A 16314-nucleotide genomic window follows, 5' to 3' on the forward strand; every position below is an offset into this window, starting at 1 on the left:
CAGTGAGGCGGGGCCGTGATTCTCTGTCCCTCGGAATGGAATCAGGCCGTTGCCAGCGCCTTCACGACTTCCTTCTTCACCTTCAGCGCATTGGCCGAAAGCTCGCCATCCTTGGCCTTGATCAGATAGGCATCAAGCCCGCCACGGTGATCGACCGAACGCAGCGCGGCAGCCGAGATACGCAGCTTGATACCACGGCTCAACGCCTCCGATTGCAGGGTCACGTCGTTCAGGTTGGGCAGGAAACGCCGCCTGGTCTTGTTGTTGGCGTGGCTGACATTGTTGCCAGTCATCGGGCCTTTACCGGTCAGTTCGCAGACACGCGACATGGGTTCATCCTCATCTTGTCTCGGGGCCGAGGCGGCAGCCCCGACAATACAAACGGGCGCCGACCACGCAGCGCCCCGAAATCCGTTCGCGGTCTTTAGGCGGAATCGGCGGATGCGTCAAGCGGGTTTCAGAACGCCACCTTGTCCCCGCCCTTGAGATCCAGCATCGCCCGCGCCTCCTCGGGCGAGGCAATGTCGAGCCCCAGCCCCTCGACGATGCCGCGCGCGATTCGCACCTGCTCGGCATTCGACTGCGCCAGAACACCCGGCCCAGCCCAAAGCGAATCCTCCAGTCCCACGCGCAGGTTGCCCCCCATGGCGACCGACAGCGCGGCCACCCGCATCTGGTTCTTCCCCGCACCCAGCACCGACCATTGATACTGATCCCCGAACAGCCGGTCGGCGGTGCGCTTCATGTGGATCACGTCCTCTTCATGCGCGCCGATACCGCCCAGGATACCGAACACCGACTGCACGAACAGCGGCGGCCTGACCAGCCCCCGGTCAAGGAAATGCGCCAGATTGTAGAGATGCGCGATATCGTAACATTCGAACTCGAACCGGGTGCCCTTGTCCGTGAGCGTGCGCAACACGTATTCGATCTCCTTGAACGAGTTGCGGAACACCAGGTCACGGCTGTTTTTCAGGTGTTCACGCTCCCAGTCATGGTCGAACTCGGTGAACCGCTCCAGCATCGGGTAAAGCCCGAAATTGATCGACCCCATGTTGAGCGAGGCCACTTCCGGCGCGAAAACCTCGGCTGGCCGCACCCGTTCCTCGACGCGCATGAAGGGCGAGCCGCCGGTGGTGATGTTGATCACCGCATCGCTGCGCTGCTTGATCACCTTCAGGAACGGCTCGAACGCCTCGGGCGTCTGGTCTGGCTTGCCGGTCTCGGGATCGCGGGCATGCAGATGCACCACCGCCGCGCCCGCCTCGGCCGCGCCCACCGCCGCCTCGGCTATCTCCTCGGGCGTGACCGGCAGGTGCGGCGACATGCTCGGCGTGTGAATGGCGCCGGTCACGGCGCAGGTGATGATGATCTTGCGGGCCATGGGCTCCTCCCTCGCTGATCCCGATGATGCCCGGATGGCGGCCAAAGGCAATCCCCGGCTTATGGGTTTTCAACCCGCGCGTGGCCCGCTACATCCGCGCCATGACTGTCATCTTCCGCCCCATGACCAAGGCCGACCTCGCCGCCGCAGCCACGCTCTGGCATGCGGGCTGGCATGACGGTCACGCCGCGATCTGCCCGCCCGCACTCACGCGGCAGCGCACCGCCCAAAGCTTCCACGACCGCCTTGCCCGCGACATCGCAAACGCCCGCGTCGCCCTGCGCGCCGATCGCGTGGCGGGCTTTCACATCCTCAAGGGCAACGAGCTCTACCAGTTCTTCGTCGCCCCCGCCGAACGCGGCTCGGGCCTCGCCACGCAGCTCATGCACGACGCCGAAACCCATCTTCGCGCGGCGGGCCATCACCGCGCCTGGCTGGCCTGCACCGTCGGCAATGCACGTGCGGCGCGATTCTACGAAAGATCCGGCTGGACCCGCGCCGCGACCGAGCGGATGGAATTCGAAACCGCCGACGGCCCCTTCGCGCTCGATGCGTGGCGCTACGAGAAAACGCTCTAGAACGCCCCCTATTCCGCCGCCTCGCCCAGGAACCCGCCCGATTGCCGCGCCCAGAACCGGGCATAAAGCCCACCCCGGGCCAACAGGTCCTCGTGACTGCCCTCTTCCACGATCCGGCCCTCGTCCAGCACCACGATCCGGTCCATATGCGCGATGGTCGAAAGCCGGTGCGCGATGGCGATCACCGTCTTGCCCTCCATCATCCCATAAAGCGTTTCCTGGATCGCCGCCTCGACCTCGCTGTCAAGCGCGCTGGTCGCCTCGTCAAGCAGCAGGATCGGCGCATCCTTGAGGATCACCCGCGCCAGCGTGATCCGCTGGCGCTGCCCGCCGCTGAGCTTGACGCCCCGCTCGCCCACATGCGCGTCATAGCCCCGCCGACCCAGCGAATCCTCGAGATCCCCGATGAACTCATGCGCCTCGGCCTGCCGCGCCGCTGCCACGATCTCGGCCTCGCTGGCACCGGGGCGGCCATAGCGGATATTGTCGCGCACCGAACGGTGCAAGAGGCTGCTGTCCTGCTGCACCATGCCGATCTGCGCACGCAGGCTGTCCTGCGTCACATCGCGCAGATCCTGCCCGTCGATCCGGATCGCGCCATCCTCGACATCGTAGAACCGCAGCAAGAGCTTCACCAGCGTCGACTTGCCCGCACCCGAGCGCCCGACAAGCCCCACCTTCTCGCCCGGCGCAACCGCCAGGCTCACCCGGTCGAGCCCGCCCATGCCGCGCCCGTAATGATGGCTCACATTGTCGATCTCGATCCGCCCCTCGGCAAGGCGCAGCGGCCGCGCATCCGGCGCATCGACCAGGTCGATCGGCTGGGCGATGGTCTCCATCCCCTCGGCCACCACCCCCAGTTGCTGAAAGAAACTCGTGAGCGCCCACATGATCCACCCGGTCATCGCATTGAGCCTGAGCGTCAGCGCCGCCGCCACCGCGACCACGCCCACGCTCGCCTGCCCCGTCATCCAGAGCGCGATGGCCCAGCCGACCACCCCCACGATCAGCACGCCGTTGAGGAACACAAGCCCCACATCCATGATCGTGTAGATTCGCATTTCCGCCTGGAAGGTGCGGCGCGCATGCTCGATCGCCTCGCGGGCATGCTCCATCTCGCCATTGGTGTGGGCGAACATCTTGACCGAATGGATGTTGGTATAGGCATCGACCACCCGCCCCGTCACCGCGCTTCTCGCGTCCGACGCGCGCTTTGACGCGGGCCCCACCCGGCGCACGGTCCAGCGCATCAAGGCACCGTAAGCGATCAGCCACAGGACCAGCGGGATCGCCAGCCGCGCATCGGCCTGCCCCATGAGGATCACCGCGCCCACCACGTAAGCCAGCGCATAGGTCAGCGCATCGAAAATCTGGAACACCGCCTCGCCCGCGGCGGGGGGCGTCTGCATGATCCGGTTGGCGATGCGCCCCGCGAAATCGCTCTCGAACCAGCCGACCGACTGACGCATCACGTGACCATGCGCGCGAAACCGGATCAACGTGCCGAAATTCGGCAGGATCGCGTTGTTCAAAAGCAGCACATCCAGCCCCTGAATCACCGGGCGCAGCACCAGGATGAACACGGCCAGCGCGATCATCACCGTGCCATGCGCCTCCCAGACCGCAGCCGGATCGCCCGTGAGCGCATCGACGATCCAGCCCGTGGCCTGGATCAACCCGATCTCGACCGCCGCCACCACCACCGACAACAGGCCGGCGATCCAGAACACCCGCGTAAACGGCTTGGCATAGCGCAACATGAAGGGAGTGAGCTTGCGCGGCGGCACGTCCTCGCGCGGGTAGTCGCAATAGGGATCGACCAGGTTTTCAAAGAAACGAAACATCGTGAAGGGTCCTTGCAGGAAATGGCTACATGCAACGGCGCACCGGGGATGAGGTCGCCCTCCCCCCGGGACATGCGCAGTCGAGTCCGCTCGCCCCGTGGGTCACCCCCGGGGCAACAGCTCAGATGAGGCTCAACCAGATCCCGCGATACATCCTGCACCCTCCTTTTCGTCGATGGGGCGAGCCTAGCGCGCGGCGCAAGGCTTGTCACCCTGCCCGGACAACAGAAATCCCGCATCGTGTACAACACGCTCGGCATCAAGGATTCGCTCATGATTTCAATGCCATGCTTGCCGGACTCGTCGGATATTGAGTATTTTTCCCAAGAAAGAGACAGGCGGGCCATTTTGCTCGCCTTGTTCTTTCCAGGTTCTTTCTTGGTGAAAATACTCAGATTCCGACATTCCGGAACCGGGCCGCGATTCCAGAATGTGCCCCGCCCCCTGATGCGTCGGGGTGGGTGGGTGGGCGGCGCATCAGGGGGCGGCCCCTACACCGCGACCGCCCCGTCGGTAAATTGCAGCCGCGCCAGCCGCGCATAAAGCCCGTCCTCGGCCACCAGGTCTTCGTGACGCCCCACCGAGACGATCCGCCCCGCCTCCATCACCACGATCCGGTCGGCCTTTTTCACCGTGGCCAGGCGGTGCGCCACGACGATCGTGGTGCGGCCCTCGGCAAGGATGTCCACCGCCTCCTGCACCGCGCGTTCGCTTTCCGCGTCAAGCGCGCTCGTCGCCTCGTCGAGAAGCAGCACCGGTGCGTCGCGCAGGATCGCGCGGGCGATGGCGATCCGCTGTTTCTGCCCGCCCGACAAAAGCACACCACGCTCGCCCAGCGGGCTGTCATAGCCCTGCGGCAACGCGGCGATGAACTCATGCGCGGCGGCGGCCCGGGCGGCGGCCTCGACCTCGGCATCGCTCGCATCCTCGCGGCCAAAGCGGATATTGTCGCGCGCCGAGGCGGCAAAGATCACCGGGTCTTGCGGCACCAGCGCGATCTCCTGCCGGAAATCGGCCCGCGCCAGCGTTTTCAGATCCTGCCCGTCGAGCAGCACCCGCCCCGCCTGCGGATCATAAAAGCGCTGGATCATCTGGATGATCGTCGTCTTGCCCGCCCCCGACGGCCCGACAAACGCCACCGTCTCACCCGGCGCGATCACCAGGTCGACGGCATCGAGCGCCGCGATATCCGGCCGCGACGGATAGGTGAAACGCACGCCCTCAAAGGTGATCTCGCCCCGCACCGGGCGCGCGAGCGGCTCCGGCGCCTCCGGGTCGCGCACCGCGTCCTCGGCCTCGAGCAACTCGACCAAGCGCTCGGTCGCCCCCGCGGCGCGCTGCAACTCGCCCCAGATCTCGCTCAACGCGGCGACCGCGCCTGCAACCATCACCGCGTAGATCACGAACTGCACCAGCGCGCCGGTGCTCATCGCCCCGCCACGCACATCATGGGCCCCGATCCACAGCACGCCGACAACGCCGGCAAAGACCAGGAACATCACCAGCACGGTCATCACCGCGCGCACCTTGATCCGCCGCCGCGCGGCGTCGAAACTTTTCTCGGTGACATCGGCAAACCCCGCGCGGCTCGGTCCTTCATGGGTGAAGGCCTGCACCGTCTGCACCGCGCCCAGCGTCTCGCTCGCGTTGCCGGAACTCGCCGCGATCCAGTCCTGGTTCTCGCGGCTCAGGCTGCGCAGCTTGCGCCCCATGGTCAGGATCGGCACGATCACCAGCGGCACGATCAGCAGCACCAACCCGGTAAGCTTGGCCGAGGTGATGAGCATCAAGACCAGCCCGCCCGTGAAAATCAGCACATTGCGCAGCGCGATCGACACCGACGAGCCGATCACCGACAGGATCAGCGTGGTGTCGGTGGTGATCCGGCTCAGCACCTCGCCGGTCATGACGGTTTCGTAGAACCCCGGGCTCAGCCCGACCACCCGGTCAAAGACCGCCTTGCGAATGTCGGCCACCACCCGTTCGCCCAGCCGCGAAACCAGCGCATAACGCAGCCCCGTGCCCAGCGCCAGAAGCCCCGCGATCAGGATCGCCGCGCCGAAATAAAGGTCGAGAAGCGCGTCGCTCTCGGCGCCGAAATTGTCCACCACCCGGCGCACCGCCATCGGCAGCGCCAGCGACAGCCCCGCGGTCAGCATCAGCGCCAGACCCGCCAGAATGACCAGACCGCGATAGGGCGCAAGGAACGGCGCCAGCCGCCTGAGCGCCCCCACACGTTTCGATTTGTCGCGTTCCGCCTCGCTCACTGGCGGTGTGGTGCCCCTCGCCATGCGCGGCTCCCGTTTCCCGTTATGCATTCGGGGCTTCATGGCGGCGCCCGCCCACGGGGTCAAGCCGCGATCTGACGCAGGCGCGTTGGGGGAACTGGAGCGGGTAGACGGAATCGAACCGACATAGCCTGCTTGGAAGGCAGGGGCTTTACCATTAAGCTATACCCGCTCAGGTGCGCGCTGCTTAGGACAAGCCCGCGCGCCGGTCAAGGGGTTGATCGGCCTCAGCAGGCGGCGATGACGATCACCTCGACCTTGAATTTCGGCAGCGCCAGCTTCGCCTCGCCACAGGCCCGCGCCGGCGCATGCCCCTCGGGCACCCAGGCGTCCCAGACCGCGTTCATCTCGGCGAAATCGTCCATGTCGGCCAGCCAGATCACCGCCTGAAGGATATTCTCAACCTTTGATCCCGCCTCCTCAAGCAGGGTTTCGACGTTCTTGAGGCAATCGCGCGTCTGCTCGGCCACCGTGTCGCCCTCGCCGACCTGCCCGGCCAGGTAGACCACCCCGTTATGCTTGACGATCTGGCTCATCCTCTGGCCCACATGGCTGCGTTCGATCATGGTCTTTCCTTTTCCTCTTGGGCTGAATGTTCGGCCTTACCAAGCACTTTGAGGCGGGCTTTGCAACGCTCCGGCGCGATTTTCGCACAACGCCAATGCGACTTGACCACGGGCCATGACCGGGGCATGCAGTCGCCATGCCGACGATCTACAAAATATTCCGCGATAGCGAGTTTCAGCCCCTCCTGGCCAAGGGCCGGACCGACGGCGCGCCGGTCGATCTGGCCGACGGGTTCATCCACCTCTCGACCGGCGATCAGGTCCGCGAAACCGCCGCCAAGCATTTCAACGGCGAGGACGGGCTGCACCTGCTGGCGCTCGACGCCGACAGCCTCGGTGATGCGCTCGAATGGGAACCCTCACGCGGCGGCGCGCTCTTCCCGCATCTCTATCGCGCGCTACATCTCGATGACCTGCTCTGGCACAAACCCCTGCCGTTGGAAGAAGGCACCCACAACTTTTCCGGCCTCCTATGACCCCGCTTGAACGCCTCGGCCTCGGCCTGTTGCACCGGATCGACCCTGAAACCGCGCACGGGCTGGCCATCCGCGCCCTGCGCGCGGGGCTCGCACCGCAGCCGGGCAATGTCGCATCGCCGCGCCTGCGCACCACGCTGGCCTCGCTGTCATTGCCCAACCCGGTGGGGCTGGCGGCGGGCTTTGACAAGAACGCCACCGCGCTCGATCCGCTGGCCCGCGCGGGCTTTGGCTTTGTCGAGGTCGGCGCCGTCACCCCGCGCGCCCAGCCCGGCAACCCGCGCCCGCGCCTCTTTCGCCTGACCGAGGACCGTGCCGCGATCAACCGTTTCGGCTTCAACAATGACGGGATGGAGGCCGTCGCCCCCCGCCTTGCCGCGCGGCGCGAACGCTCCGTTCTCGGGCTCAATCTCGGCGCGGGCAAGGACAGCCCCGACCGGTCCGAGGATTATGCCCGCGTGCTGGCCCATTGCGGCCCGATGATCGACTTTGCCACCGTCAACGTCTCCTCGCCCAACACCGAGAAACTGCGCGATCTCCAGGGCGCCGCGGCGCTGCGCGACCTGCTCACCCGGGTGATCGAGACGCGCAACTGGCTCAAACGCCCGATCCCGGTCTTTCTCAAGATCGCGCCCGACCTCACCGATGCCGAACTGGCCGACCTCGCCACCGTGGCGATGGACACCGGCGTCGATGCGATCATCGCCACCAACACCACGCTTTCGCGCGACGGGCTGGCCTCGCGTCATCGCATCGAGACCGGCGGCCTCTCCGGTGCGCCGCTGTTCGAGCGATCCACCCGCGTGCTGGCCCGGCTCTACGATCTGACCGGCGGCGACATGCCGCTCGTCGGGGTCGGCGGCATCGGATCGGCCGAAGATGCCTATGCCAAGATCCGCGCCGGCGCTACCGCGGTGCAGCTTTACACCGCGATGATCTTCAAGGGCCTCTCGCTCGCCGGTGACATCGTGCGCGGCCTCGACGCGCTGGTGGAACGCGACGGCTATTCCAACGTGTCCGAGGCCGTCGGCACAGGCTACAAGGATTGGCTATGACCCTCACCATCTGGCACAACCCGCGCTGCACCAAGTCCCGCCAGACGCTCGCCCTGCTCGAAGAGCACGGCCACGCCCCGCATGTGCGCCGCTATCTCGACGATCCCCCGTCCGAGGCCGATCTGCGCGCCGCCGCCACGGCACTGGGCGTCGGCCCCATCGACATGATGCGCGCGAAGGAACCCGAGTTCAAAACCGCGGGCCTCGGCAAGAACAGCCCCGACGACGCGCTCTTCGCCGCCATGGCACGCTTCCCGAAGCTCATCGAACGCCCCATCGTGTTCGTCGGCGACAAGGCCGCCATCGGCCGCCCGCCCGAAGCGGTGCTGGCGCTCCTGTAAGGACGGCACCGCCTCAGCTACCGATTTTTCTGCGAAAAACCATCGCCCCTCCCCCTCAAAGCAGCGCCTCCCACAGCTCGATGAACACAGTGTGATCGTCGCCCCGCTCGGATTGCGCCGTGCCAAAGAACACCGCCTCCGAGAGCCACGCATAAGGCCCCGCAGGGGTCTCGAACGCGGCCCTTGTCCGGCCCTGGAACCCGCCCGAGGCGTGCGGAAACATCCGCCCGGCATTGGTGATCATCACCGTCACCCCATCCGCAAGGCGCACGCAATAGCGCGCCTCGATCGCGTAGGAACCATCCGGCAAGAGCTGCGCGAAATCCGCGCCCCCCGGGATGATCATCCCATCGAGCCCCTCACCCCGCATCACGCCCCCGGTGATCGGACAGACCGACCTTGTCCAGCCATGGGTGGTTTCGAACTCGACCGCCGGCCCGATCTCGGCCCGGATCGCCGCCCGAAGCGCAATTTCCGGCTTGGGCAGCGCCGCCTTCGCCCCGATATCCGTCACCCGCATGGCATTCTCCCTGTTAACGTGAAAAGGGCACGAGACCCGATTCCCGGTCGAACCGCAATCGCAGCGCGCTTGCGCGCAAGGCCAAAACCACAGCCCGAGGGGCGAACGGCTATTTACACAGCGTGAGACAGGGCAGCACACGGCCGCGGTCGGGTGCTCACACCATCGGCGTGGAGCAATTTATCTTGCAACGTCATCCCCAGTTCGAAGTGATGCGCAACCCATCAAAAGCACCCGGCCGGGGGGCGGCCGTGTGCCGTCCGGGCGGCTACGCCGCTGTTCCGGGCAGGGAGAATTCGATCAAAGGGGACATGTCATGGATTGCGGGACCGAAGTCCGAAGGTCAGCCATGCGGGACGGAGCGGACAGTCGCAGCGATTGATGAAAGCATTGTTTGCAAGTCGAATTAGCTTGCTGTAGATCACTAAGCAGTTGATGTCATTTGCGTTTGAGGAATCGAAAAGGGTTAAGGGCTGACCTTGCGACTTTATTTTTCCAAAGACGGGCTGAATATTTTAAGAGCAATCCTTGCGATTTTTGGGATTGGGACGTTGTATCTGTATGGTTCAATTCAAATTATACCGAGCGAGCTACACTCTTTCATTGATGCTCATTTCATATTTTATCAGACATCTACGCTCACTTTTTCCATTGCCACTTCCGCTCTCATAGCAAGTGTTTTAGTAGAAACTCTCGGACCAGCAAAAATTAAGTGGATATTGTTTTTCTCAAGCAAAGAGCGGGCTTCATCCAGTTTTCTTAAGAAGTTCTACCGGAGTATTCGGATTGTGTGTTTTCTGACCAGGCGCAGGAAATTCGCCTTACAAGGATTTATCTTCGTTTTATCATTTGGCCTAATTTACTTGGGCTTCCCCTACTTCTACTTTGTATTGGTGATTGGTGGCGTCGGTTTAGTTACCGCGATGGTCATCTTTGCTCGTACTGGGAAGCACGAAAGGCCAGAAATCGACAGCGTTGACCACACGAAATTGATTTTCGCGTCAATTTTAGGAGCGGGAATCACTGCTTTTGCTTTAGGGAATTTTCATTCTGTAGCCAAAATCAAAAATTATGTGGAGGTTGTTAGTGACTTTGAGAGAACATCAGGAGCGGTTCTAGGAACCACGTCATCAGGAATCTTCCTACTTGAAAACTTTAATTGGAAAACTTCTTTGCTATCGGACACTTACGCGGTTGTTTTCATTCCATATGGCAGTTTCGATTATATTCAAGCTTCGCCCATTAAGGTTTCCACTCATTTAGCGCAATGAGTTTTTTTGATTGAATTCACGCCCATCGTGCTTGACCTGGTGACAATTCACTGCACGATGATGACGCTTCTTTAATTTTGTGAGTGGGGGCCGCGTTTGCAGCCTCTAGAATGGGCTTGTGAGTCCGCTTTGGCTCCAACCCGCCATATGACAATTGCTTTCAGAGACAACGGCCTCTTCCCCGACACCCCCCCACCGGGCATCCTGTGCAAGAAACGCACCCTACCCCACCGCCCTCTATCTCGCCTTCCACGCCAGTGCACCCTCCAGCACCGCGCCGTAAACCGCGCGGCCCGTGGCCTCGCCCAAATCGGTGTGCAGCCCGGCATAGGGCAGATCGCCCGCAGGTGCGGCCAGTGCCACGCAATCGGTGCCCGTGCCCGTCGCCGGGCCGGGGCCAAGCGGCAGGTCGGCCGCTATCACCGCCGCGGTGCGCGCCTCTACCGCGATGCTCATCGCCTCGATCAGCGCCGCCTCGCTCAGACCGCCCGCCACACCCGGGTCAAGCCGCAGCGCCACGTTGATCGTGCCCCAGTCATGGCCCGTGCGGTCGATCCTGTGTCCCACCCGCTCGGCATTGGAAAGCCCCACGGTCGCCACCGCATGGGCGCTTGCCTCGCCCGCGCGGGCCTCGCCTTGCGTGAAACGCTCCACGTTGCGCGAGGTCAGGAACGTCACCGCATCGAGCGCGTCGCGCGCCCGCAATTCGCCTTGCAGCCACTCTACCGCGTCGAGATCCTCGGGCAGGTCGGCATTGCGCACCTCGCGCCACAGGATGCGCCGGGCGCGCACCCGTCCGGGGCGATTCACCGCCCAGCTCAGCACCTCCATCTCGGCCCCAAGGTCGAACTCCAGCCATGGCCGCGCCAGACGCACGGAGGCGCCGCTCATCGCAGCACCTCCAGCGGCTGGTAAACCGGCCCCTCTTCGGTCACCTTGTACCAGGCCGAAATGCCGAACACCCGTGCCAGCCGCTCGGGCGTCAGAACCTCGCCCGGCGGCCCGTCGGCGATCATCCGCCCCTCGCCCAAAAGGACAAGCCGCGTGCAATGGCGCACCGCAAGGCCAAGGTCATGCATCGACACCAGCACCGACTTGCCCACGTCGGCCAGCGCGGCGAAGCTCTGCATCGTGGAAATCTGGTGCGCCGGGTCGAGTCCGGCAATCGGCTCGTCCGCGATCAGCAGCGGCGTGTCCTGCGCCAGTGCGCGCGCAATGAGAACCCGCGCCTGCTCGCCCCCCGAAAGCTGCGTCGCCGGGCGGTCGCGCATCTCCGCAAGCTCCATCCGCTCCAGCGCCGCCGCGACGCGGGCGCGATCCTCTTCTCCGGGCCGCTGCAACGTGCCGAGATGCGGCACCCGGCCCAGCATCACCACCGTCTCCACGCTCACCGGCCAGGCGATCTCGCGCGATTGCGGCATCCACGCCGCCAGCCGCGCGCGCTCTGCCGCGGGCAATGCGGCCAGCGTGCTTTGCCCCTCGAACGGCAACAGGCCCAGCAGCGCGCGCATCAGCGTGGTCTTGCCAGCCCCGTTCGGCCCGATCAGGCCCACAACCTCGCCCGCCCCGATCTCGAAGCTGACGTCCGAGAACACCGCGCGCCCCCCCATGCGCACCCCAAGATCCGTGACCGACACAAGGCTCATATCCGCTCCCTCCGCAGCCGCAGGATGAGATGCAGGAACAGGGGCGCCCCGACCAGCGCGGTCAGCACCCCGAGCTTCAGGTCACGCTCGGGCAGGACCACCCGCACCGCGATATCGGCCAGCAAAACCATCGCCGCCCCGCCGAGCGCCGAGGCCCACAACAACCGCCCGGGATGCGCCCCGACCAGCGGGCGCAGCATATGCGGCACCACCAGCCCGACAAAGCCGATCGCCCCCGCCACCGCCGTCCCCGCGCCCACCACGCAGGCCGTGCCGATCACCAGCATCAGCCGCAACCGCACCATGTCGATCCCCATCGCCTGCGCCGCATCCTCGCCCAGCGTGAGCGCATCGAGCCCGCGCCCCAGCCCCGCCAGCAACGCAAGGCCCAGCACCATGAACGGCAGCGCCAGCCAGACATGGGTCATCGACCGGTCGGCCAGCGACCCCATCATCCAGAACACGATCTCGCTCGCGGCAAAGGGATTGGGCGACAGGTTCAGCACCAGCGCGGTCAAGGCCCCCGCCAGCGACGACACCGCGATCCCGCCAAGGATGAGGGTGAGCGACGTGCCCCGCGGCCCCGCGAGCGCCATCACCAACAGAACCCCGCCCAGCGCGCCCGCCAATGCCGCCAACGGCAGGCCGAGCGCAAAGCTTGCCGCCAACCCCGTCTGGATCGCCAACACCGCGCCCAAGGCGGCGGACCCCGACACCCCGATCAGCCCCGGCTCGGCCAGCGGGTTGCGCAGATAGCCCTGCATCGCCGCCCCCGACAACCCGAGGCTCGCCCCGATCATCACCGCCAGAAGCGCCCGGGGCAGCCGGATCTCTCGCATCACCAGCGCCAGCGGCCCGTCCCCGCCCGACAAAAGCGCGGCAAGGCTCTCACCGATGCCGATATCCGCCGGGCCGGTCAGCAGCGACACCATGAAAAGCGCCGCCACCACGGCCAGCAAGGGCAGCGCGATCCGCATCACTCGCCCGCCCCCGCCATGATGCGCCGCCGCGCCTCGGCCAACTGCTCGACCGCGTCGAGCACGAAGGGCGTGCCACAGACCCAGCTCTGATCCGAGATGACCGCGCTTTCACGCCCGGCCCGGAACGCGCGCACCACCGGATGCGACAGCACCTCTTCCGAGCGCGACCCGCCGGGATATGTGCGCGCCGTGACGACAATATCCGGGTCGCTCAGCGCCAGAACCTCAAGCGGCATGACCTGCCCCGATCCATAACCCGCCGCATGGGCGGCATTGGCAAACCCGGCCCGTTCGAGAATATCACCCGAAAGGCTCCCGCGCCCCGAAACATACCCATTGGCGTGATAGATCACCGCGCGCGGGCGCGGCCCCTGATCCGTGCCCAGCGCCGCCAGCCGCGCATCGAACCGCGCCAGCACCGCACGCGCCGCCGCCTCGCGCCCCAGAACCCGGCCCATGTCAATGACCCGGTCGCGCACATCCTCCAGCGTGCTGGCCGGGGCAAATTGCGCCACCTCGATCCCCAGCCGCTCCAGCATCAGAACCGTGCTGCGCGGCGACAGGGTGCTGGCCAGCACAAGGTCGGGCCGCATCAGGTAAATCTCCTCGGCCCGGCTGTGGTTGATCACATGATCCCGCGCCTCATCGGCCAGCGGCGACACCATCGGATCGAGCGCGATCCGCGACACCGACCAAAGCTGCCCCTCGCCCGCCAGCAACATGGCCAGAAGATCGGTGCAGAGATTCATCGACACGACACGCGCAGGCGCCGCATCGGGCGGTGGCGGCAAAGCGATCTGCTCCGCCGCCGCCATGCGCGCCATCCCCCCCAGAATGAGGGCAATGGCCGCGGATATGATCCTAGAACTCCGCACGAATCCCGAAAAACACCGAGCGGCCGGGCTGATTATAGCCGCCCACCGTCTCGTAATCCTCGTCGGTCAGGTTCTCGACCCGCAGATAGGCCTTGGCGTTGTCCATCACGGCATATTCCACCCCGGCATTCACCAGCGTGTACTCCCCGACCTTGTGACCTGCCGGGGCAAAGGCACTCGCCTCGGCGCCGTTCGCGTGCTTGACCTCGATATTGCCCGAAAGCTTCGGCGTGAACTCCGCGTCAAGCCCGAGGACCAGCGTGTTGCGCGGCACCCGAACCCGGCGCATGCCGTTGCCATCCTTGGCGTCGACATAGGTATAGGCGCCATAGACCGTGTATTGATCGCTCAGCGCATAGCGCCCCGACATCTCGAATCCCTTGCTGACCGACGTGCCCGGCACCTGCACATAACCCGTGGGAAAGTTATAATCGATCAGGTCATCGACCTCGGTATAAAACAGCGTCCCGCGGATCGACCCGACGCCGCCGAACCGATGCTCGATACCGAGTTCGGCATTACGGCTTTGCTCCGGGTCAAGGTTGGGGTTGCCGCCGAACGGCCCGTAAAGCTCGTTGAGCGACGGCGCGCGAAACCCGGTGGCCAGCGCGGCGCGAATATCGGTCGAGCCGGTCACATGCCAGACCCCGGCAATACGCCCGCTCGCATGGCCGCCGAACTGCGAATGCTCGTCATGACGCAGGGCAAGCGACAGGTCGACATCGCCGGGCTGAAGCAGCAATTCGGCAAAGGCCGAGCGCGTATCCGCGCTGCCCACGGTCTTGTAACGCTCCTCGGTATAGTCGAGCCCGAAATTCAGCACCGCGTTCGCCGCCCCGCCCAGCGACGCGCTCCCGAGATAGGCGATCTGGTCGCGCGTGCTGTCATAGGTCGCGGTATAGGTCGACGTCGCGAGGTCGCGCTTGGAGTCGAAATGGCTATAGCTCAACTTGTGCGTGACCCGCCCGGTGGTCACCTCGGCAAAGACGCGCGCACCGCGCTGCCGGGTCTGGCCGGTGCCGCTCGGATCGCCTGCCATGTTGTCGAAATCGAAATCGAGATCGCGGTAAAGAACCGCACCCCCCACGGTGACATTGTCGCTCAACGCATATCGCAGGGTGAGGCTGGCAAGGCTCTGCTCGGCGCCATCCTTCTCGGTATTGTCCGACAGGGCCGAGAATCCATCGCTCTCGATCCGCGAAACATTCAACGCAACCTCGCCGCGATCATCCTTGTAACCCAGCATCAGGTTACCGGAATAGGTGCCATAGCTGCCCGCCTCGGCGCTCAGTCGCGTGGAAAAGCCCAGTTTCGATGGCCGCGCCGTCGAGATATCGACAACGCCCCCGATCGCCTCCGAGCCGTAAAGCGCCGATTGCGACCCCTTGAGCAATTCGACCCGCCCAAGCCCCGCATTGGTCATGCCGCCGAAATCGAACTGCGCCTGCGTGCCCGCGGCGTCGGTCACGTCGATCCCGTCGATGCGCACGCCGATATAGCGCGCGGGCAGGCCCCGGATGGACAGGCTGCTCGTCGTCCCGAGCGGCCCGCTTTGCGCGAAACTCAGACCGGGCTTGCGCGACAGCGTATCGGCCAGCGGCCGCGTGTCGCCGTCAAGGTCATCCTCTTCGAGAACATCGACGGTGGCCCCGGTCCGGCTCATCGGTTGCGGGATCAGGCTGCCCGAAAGGACGATCGTGCCGAGATCGGTCACATCCTCGTCCTGGGCATGGGCAACCGGCGCCTGCACGATCAGCGCCGCGATGGCGCAAGAGGCCATGAGGCCGGTTCTGGTAACGGGTCGGGTCATGTCTTCGTCTTCCTTCCGTTCGCGCATCCCGCGCGAAGCTTCGAGTTCGGTGCCTGCGGAAGTGAATGCGAGACCGCGGGCGGTGAGGGTGCCACCACTACGGAAGGTCCGTTGCCCATGCGCGCCCCGCGCCCGGACAGGGTGATCACTCCGGCAGGTCTCCTGACTCGCGGGTCGTCGCTTGGCCGGGTCTTCCCATCACGCTGGCTGCGCAACAGTGACATGGTCCGGCTTCACTCACCGCTTACAGTTGCGGGGGCAGTCACGGAGTTGCCCGGCCTTTGGCCATGGCGCACCGTGTTCCCTTTTCACCGGACGATTTCCCGCCCGGACCGAAGCATCCCGGGCTTTAGCGCAGCTTGCCGCGCGACGAAAGGAAAAATTCGCACGAGGCCGCGCCTCAGCGCCCCCTGATGCGGATCGAGAACCGCCGCTCCGCGCCCCTTGGCGGCTTCGGGAAAGGCGCGGCCCCGCGCACGATCCCCAATGCCGCCCGGTCGAGCGCCGCCGACCCCGAACTGCGCGCGATGCCCAGCGCCGCCAGCCCGCCATTGTCGGCGATGGTGAACCCCACCACCGCCTCGCCCCGCGCATTGACCCGTGGCCGCCCGGCACGCGACAGCCTGCGCATCACGAGACCGGGGTAATTGCTGGCCGCCGCGCTGCCCGCCGCGTCCGCC

General features: G+C 65.4%; 17 protein-coding genes, 1 tRNA gene and 1 riboswitch. Of the genes, 5 read left to right on the plus strand and 13 right to left on the minus strand.

Annotated elements, in window-relative coordinates; translation table 11 throughout:
- Window positions 1–41: 41 nt before the first annotated feature.
- Window positions 42–329 (minus strand): 50S ribosomal protein L28, encoded by a 288-nt coding sequence (gene rpmB, locus FLO80_RS09685; RefSeq protein ID WP_111365987.1) that lies wholly within the window; start codon window positions 327–329, stop codon window positions 42–44.
- A gap of 128 nt (window positions 330–457) precedes the next feature.
- Window positions 458–1384 (minus strand): 3,5-dioxohexanoate:acetyl-CoA acetone transferase, encoded by a 927-nt coding sequence (gene kce, locus FLO80_RS09690; RefSeq protein WP_111365984.1) that lies wholly within the window; start codon window positions 1382–1384, stop codon window positions 458–460.
- 80 nt (window positions 1385–1464) lie between these two features.
- Here kce and FLO80_RS09695 point away from each other — a divergent pair, with 80 nt between their 5' ends.
- Window positions 1465–1962 (plus strand): GNAT family N-acetyltransferase, encoded by a 498-nt coding sequence (locus tag FLO80_RS09695; RefSeq protein ID WP_223145476.1) that lies wholly within the window; start codon window positions 1465–1467, stop codon window positions 1960–1962.
- Window positions 1963–1970: 8 nt separating this feature from the next.
- Here FLO80_RS09695 and FLO80_RS09700 read toward each other — a convergent pair whose 3' ends face one another.
- The 4 genes from FLO80_RS09700 to FLO80_RS09715 all read right to left on the minus strand — a co-directional run bounded on the left by FLO80_RS09700 (window position 1971) and on the right by FLO80_RS09715 (window position 6660).
- Window positions 1971–3806 (minus strand): ABC transporter ATP-binding protein, encoded by a 1836-nt coding sequence (locus FLO80_RS09700; protein WP_111365981.1) that lies wholly within the window; start codon window positions 3804–3806, stop codon window positions 1971–1973.
- A 491-nt stretch (window positions 3807–4297) separates the two neighbouring features.
- Window positions 4298–6097, minus strand: coding sequence for an ABC transporter transmembrane domain-containing protein (locus FLO80_RS09705; RefSeq protein ID WP_111365979.1), 1800 nt, complete (start codon window positions 6095–6097; stop codon window positions 4298–4300).
- Between the two features lie 95 nt (window positions 6098–6192).
- A tRNA-Gly gene (locus FLO80_RS09710) sits at window positions 6193–6266 on the minus strand.
- 55 nt (window positions 6267–6321) lie between these two features.
- Window positions 6322–6660: a RidA family protein gene (locus FLO80_RS09715; protein ID WP_111365977.1), complete on the minus strand. Its 339-nt coding sequence runs from the start codon at window positions 6658–6660 to the stop codon at window positions 6322–6324.
- Window positions 6661–6797: 137 nt separating this feature from the next.
- Between FLO80_RS09715 and FLO80_RS09720 the strand changes: the two genes are divergently transcribed.
- The 3 genes from FLO80_RS09720 to arsC are packed head-to-tail and all read left to right on the plus strand — an operon-like array spanning window position 6798 to window position 8532.
- Window positions 6798–7136, plus strand: a complete 339-nt coding sequence (locus tag FLO80_RS09720; RefSeq protein ID WP_111365975.1) for a DUF952 domain-containing protein — start codon at window positions 6798–6800, stop codon at window positions 7134–7136.
- Complete coding sequence (locus FLO80_RS09725) at window positions 7133–8191, plus strand: quinone-dependent dihydroorotate dehydrogenase (protein WP_111365972.1); 1059 nt, start codon at window positions 7133–7135, stop codon at window positions 8189–8191. The genes FLO80_RS09720 and FLO80_RS09725 overlap by 4 nt, the downstream gene beginning before the upstream one ends.
- Window positions 8188–8532, plus strand: a complete 345-nt coding sequence (gene arsC, locus FLO80_RS09730) for an arsenate reductase (glutaredoxin) (RefSeq protein ID WP_111365969.1) — start codon at window positions 8188–8190, stop codon at window positions 8530–8532. The genes FLO80_RS09725 and arsC overlap by 4 nt, the downstream gene beginning before the upstream one ends.
- Window positions 8533–8587: 55 nt before the next feature.
- Here arsC and FLO80_RS09735 read toward each other — a convergent pair whose 3' ends face one another.
- A complete protein-coding gene (locus FLO80_RS09735) occupies window positions 8588–9052 on the minus strand; it encodes a DUF3237 family protein (protein ID WP_111365967.1) in 465 nt (154 codons plus the stop codon).
- A 479-nt stretch (window positions 9053–9531) separates the two neighbouring features.
- Here FLO80_RS09735 and FLO80_RS09740 point away from each other — a divergent pair, with 479 nt between their 5' ends.
- Window positions 9532–10323, plus strand: a complete 792-nt coding sequence (locus FLO80_RS09740) for a hypothetical protein (protein ID WP_146611036.1) — start codon at window positions 9532–9534, stop codon at window positions 10321–10323.
- A 237-nt stretch (window positions 10324–10560) separates the two neighbouring features.
- Here the strand turns inward: FLO80_RS09740 and FLO80_RS09745 are convergent, their stop codons facing one another.
- From FLO80_RS09745 to FLO80_RS09770, 6 genes are all read right to left on the minus strand, one after another.
- Window positions 10561–11214: an adenosylcobinamide amidohydrolase gene (locus FLO80_RS09745; RefSeq protein ID WP_111365964.1), complete on the minus strand. Its 654-nt coding sequence runs from the start codon at window positions 11212–11214 to the stop codon at window positions 10561–10563.
- A complete protein-coding gene (locus tag FLO80_RS09750; protein ID WP_111365961.1) occupies window positions 11211–11969 on the minus strand; it encodes an ABC transporter ATP-binding protein in 759 nt (252 codons plus the stop codon). The genes FLO80_RS09745 and FLO80_RS09750 overlap by 4 nt, the downstream gene beginning before the upstream one ends.
- The gene (locus FLO80_RS09755; RefSeq protein ID WP_111365958.1) at window positions 11966–12946 is read right to left on the minus strand and encodes a FecCD family ABC transporter permease; all 981 of its coding nucleotides are present in this window, start codon (window positions 12944–12946) and stop codon (window positions 11966–11968) included. The genes FLO80_RS09750 and FLO80_RS09755 overlap by 4 nt, the downstream gene beginning before the upstream one ends.
- On the minus strand, window positions 12946–13773 hold the full coding sequence (locus FLO80_RS09760; protein ID WP_111365955.1) for an ABC transporter substrate-binding protein: 828 nt from the start codon (window positions 13771–13773) through the stop codon (window positions 12946–12948). Before FLO80_RS09760 ends, FLO80_RS09755 begins: the two co-directional genes overlap by 1 nt.
- Window positions 13774–13810: 37 nt before the next feature.
- Window positions 13811–15634, minus strand: a complete 1824-nt coding sequence (locus tag FLO80_RS09765) for a TonB-dependent receptor plug domain-containing protein (protein WP_188078257.1) — start codon at window positions 15632–15634, stop codon at window positions 13811–13813.
- 135 nt (window positions 15635–15769) lie between these two features.
- Window positions 15770–15986, minus strand: a riboswitch (cobalamin riboswitch).
- A 48-nt stretch (window positions 15987–16034) separates the two neighbouring features.
- Window positions 16035–16314: energy transducer TonB family protein (locus FLO80_RS09770; RefSeq protein WP_149187070.1), on the minus strand; the 280-nt coding region annotated here is incomplete at its 5' end.

The organism is Aquicoccus porphyridii, assembly GCF_008369105.1.
Taxonomy (GTDB): domain Bacteria; phylum Pseudomonadota; class Alphaproteobacteria; order Rhodobacterales; family Rhodobacteraceae; genus Aquicoccus; species Aquicoccus porphyridii.

Bases quoted from the DNA above. Each gene is read 5' to 3' on its own strand.
- rpmB (WP_111365987.1), bottom strand. From the start codon at position 329: ATGTCGCGTGTCTGCGAACTGACCGGTAAAGGCCCGATGACTGGCAAC.
- kce (WP_111365984.1), bottom strand. From the start codon at position 1,384: ATGGCCCGCAAGATCATCATCACCTGCGCCGTGACCGGCGCCATTCAC.
- FLO80_RS09700 (WP_111365981.1), bottom strand. From the start codon at position 3,806: ATGTTTCGTTTCTTTGAAAACCTGGTCGATCCCTATTGCGACTACCCG.
- FLO80_RS09705 (WP_111365979.1), bottom strand. From the start codon at position 6,097: ATGGCGAGGGGCACCACACCGCCAGTGAGCGAGGCGGAACGCGACAAA.
- FLO80_RS09715 (WP_111365977.1), bottom strand. From the start codon at position 6,660: ATGATCGAACGCAGCCATGTGGGCCAGAGGATGAGCCAGATCGTCAAG.
- FLO80_RS09720 (WP_111365975.1), top strand. From the start codon at position 6,798: ATGCCGACGATCTACAAAATATTCCGCGATAGCGAGTTTCAGCCCCTC.
- FLO80_RS09725 (WP_111365972.1), top strand. From the start codon at position 7,133: ATGACCCCGCTTGAACGCCTCGGCCTCGGCCTGTTGCACCGGATCGAC.
- arsC (WP_111365969.1), top strand. From the start codon at position 8,188: ATGACCCTCACCATCTGGCACAACCCGCGCTGCACCAAGTCCCGCCAG.
- FLO80_RS09735 (WP_111365967.1), bottom strand. From the start codon at position 9,052: ATGCGGGTGACGGATATCGGGGCGAAGGCGGCGCTGCCCAAGCCGGAA.
- FLO80_RS09745 (WP_111365964.1), bottom strand. From the start codon at position 11,214: ATGAGCGGCGCCTCCGTGCGTCTGGCGCGGCCATGGCTGGAGTTCGAC.
- FLO80_RS09750 (WP_111365961.1), bottom strand. From the start codon at position 11,969: ATGAGCCTTGTGTCGGTCACGGATCTTGGGGTGCGCATGGGGGGGCGC.
- FLO80_RS09755 (WP_111365958.1), bottom strand. From the start codon at position 12,946: ATGCGGATCGCGCTGCCCTTGCTGGCCGTGGTGGCGGCGCTTTTCATG.
- FLO80_RS09760 (WP_111365955.1), bottom strand. From the start codon at position 13,773: ATGGCGCGCATGGCGGCGGCGGAGCAGATCGCTTTGCCGCCACCGCCC.
- FLO80_RS09765 (WP_188078257.1), bottom strand. From the start codon at position 15,634: ATGACCCGACCCGTTACCAGAACCGGCCTCATGGCCTCTTGCGCCATC.